The 2,407-nt window shown below is 47.8% G+C and carries 3 protein-coding genes and 1 pseudogene; 1 reads left to right on the top strand and 3 read right to left on the bottom strand.

The features are described 5' to 3' along the window. Positions 1-141 precede the first annotated feature (141 nt). The 3 genes from L1249_RS17295 to L1249_RS17285 are packed head-to-tail and all read right to left on the bottom strand — an operon-like array spanning position 142 to position 2,059. Complete coding sequence (locus tag L1249_RS17295; RefSeq protein WP_235253800.1) at positions 142-1,080, bottom strand: helix-hairpin-helix domain-containing protein; 939 nt, start codon at positions 1,078-1,080, stop codon at positions 142-144. Next, entirely contained in the window at positions 1,077-1,490 is a 414-nt protein-coding gene (locus L1249_RS17290; RefSeq protein WP_044630007.1) for a VPA1267 family protein, read from the bottom strand. Before L1249_RS17290 ends, L1249_RS17295 begins: the two co-directional genes overlap by 4 nt. Next, on the bottom strand, positions 1,487-2,059 hold the full coding sequence (locus L1249_RS17285; RefSeq protein WP_044630006.1) for a recombinase family protein: 573 nt from the start codon (positions 2,057-2,059) through the stop codon (positions 1,487-1,489). The genes L1249_RS17290 and L1249_RS17285 overlap by 4 nt, the downstream gene beginning before the upstream one ends. 221 nt (positions 2,060-2,280) lie before the next feature. On the opposite strand from L1249_RS17285, the pseudogene L1249_RS17280 reads away from it, so the two are divergent. Continuing rightward, positions 2,281-2,407 (top strand): annotated as a pseudogene (locus L1249_RS17280) (recombinase RecA); the annotation flags it as partial.

The following is a 2,407-nucleotide window of genomic DNA, read 5'->3' as shown; positions in this document are numbered from 1 at the left end:
CTAATTAATCAATAAAATCAAGATCTTATTATGTTGTAACATAATACAAGCTGCGGTAATCCCATGGAGGCTTGCGTAAGTCCGGCACATCGTCGGCAGCTGCCTGAGAAGTGGGAAGCCTCGCCCGTGGCGCGTCAGCGCTTAGGGCGGGGAGCAGTCACACAGGACTGCCGCCTGACCGGCCATACACAGAATTTGACAATAACTCCTCTTCGAATCATAAGTGATAAACTTTGCATTCTTTCCTGATTCCAGGGCATGGGCGATCACGCCATCATTTGAAGTAGAAAGTATCTTTCCGACACGCCGTTTTAAGTCGGAGGACGTTGCACAAGTATGTCCGCGTCCGCAGTGCTTGATCAAAGCTTGCTCTGTTGCAGCTGCAAAGCGTCTGTCGTCATTTTTACTAAGTCCAAACTGGCTCGTTGCGATCTTCTCTGTTTGTTCGAAAGTCAGGCCGAAAGTCAGCAGAGAGTACGGGTTACACTTTATTTGATCGACAGCACTTTCACCGTGTGCTTTGAAAAGCCTACGTTGAACTGACAGTGGAATGCCGTGGTTGCTTAAAAATTGTGCGTGTCGAAGGTTTTTGTACTTTTGAAAGCCCTCGATCAAGGCGTCGATAGAGTCATCGGTCAGATGGTTTCTGAAGGCTTCTCGGTCACCAATTGTGGCAAGCCGGACGATATCATTTCCCATCGCTTGAACGAGTTTGCGTGCTTTGACACTGCCAATGCCTCTGAAATCTGGGTCAAAAGCCAAAAACTGAATCAAGCTTTCATAGGTGGCTGGCATCTTCAATTCACAAGAAATGGGGTTGCGCCAGACTGCTTGCCGGATCTTATAGCCATTGTTTTCGATAATCTCTTCGTCGCATGGGCCAGATATCTCCCACACTTGTCCCACCGCAGCCTCTACAGGTAACGATTGGGTTGGAATATCGACCTGCACAATAACCTTGGCAGACTTTAGATTGATTGCATCTTTGAGCAGTATACCGCCGAATATTGTGCGTTCGTTATTTGTGAAACGAACTTTGGTGATCCGTGTTAAAGCCTTTCTTTTCATCGCTTCCGTCAAAGCCCAATCCCCATCTCGGTTAACACTTCCGATAGTTCTTCATATCGCTTGAGCTTTGCTTTCAGCTCAAGGCACTGAGCCTCTAGCTCTTGCAATCGTCTCTTGTCGTTGGAGCGTTGGCCGGCCTCAACGTCATATTTTTTAGGTTTATTTTCTTTTTCTTCCTGAAATCGCTGCTCTTTTTTTTCGGGCAGAATTCCGATGGGTCGAAGGTCATCTTCGAGTCGTTCTAAACGGGCCTTAACAGCTGGATTTTGTCGGAGAACGCTCTTTGCAAAACCGACCTGCTGAGCAACTTCCTGGCGATTGAGTTGCCCACGACGCACAAGATTTTTGAAATCAGCGTTAGTTTGCCTTGCTATCCAACCTTCAAAGAGGTCGATGTTTTCAGCTGCTTTCTTCTGACTCATATCTGGTCCTTGGTTCTTTTGTCGCGGTATCTGGTGATCGTGGGTCGAGACACTTTGTAGCGCCTGGCTATTGAGGCAATCGATTCTCCGTTGTCTAACCTTCGGTAAATATCCTTGATTTCTTTCTCGCTAAGAGCAGGCGGACGACCCATGTGAGTGCCTTTCGCCTTGGCTCGTTCTCGGCCCTCGCTGGTCCGATCAAGGATGAGATCCCGTTCGAGCTGGGCAAACGTACCGCACAAATTGATCATTGCTTTTGCGAGGGGGCTGGTATTAGAAGTGTCGAGAGTTCCATCCAATGTTTTGATCGTTGCCCCCTTCTCGTGGATTGTTTCGATGACCTTGAGGATCTTCGCTAACGACCTCCCAAGCCGGTCTAGTCGTGTCACAAGCAAGACATCGCCATCTCGTACAAAGTTGATTGCCTCGCCCAACTTGGACTCATGTTCATCGGAGACTCCGGAAAGCTTCGCTTCCCAAATTCTCTCGCAGCCAGCGGCTTCAAGGCTTTCAACCTGACTCGATAAATCTTGATCAGTTGTCGATACCCGTGCGTACCCGATTTTCATAAAAGTGTCCGTAAGTTTTGACTTTTGTACACTCTATCATCATGATGAATTAAAGTCATGAAAAATACTTTTCTGCATGCACGAAATTATAAAGGACACTTTGGTTCGTTTTTTGAGTTTCGACAATCCTGAGGTTGGCGGAAATTTGAAAAAAAGGTGGAGAGGGGCGAGACTGACAAGAATCCTGTACCGAAATCGGCGATTCGTTCATGTCCTCATTTATCTTTGGCCCAGAGTCATCGGGTAAAACTACCCTGACGCTTTCGGTCATTGCCCAAGCGCAAAAGCAGGGCAAAGTGTGTGCCTTCGTTGATGCCGAGCACGCGCTCGACCCCAGCTACGCTGAGA

Source organism: Halomonas sp. Cn5-12 (genome assembly GCF_021532545.1).
Classification (GTDB): Bacteria; Pseudomonadota; Gammaproteobacteria; order Pseudomonadales; family Halomonadaceae; genus Vreelandella; species Vreelandella aquamarina.
Note: the sequence above shows the minus strand (reverse complement) of the source record. Positions and strands in the feature narration are given on the sequence as shown.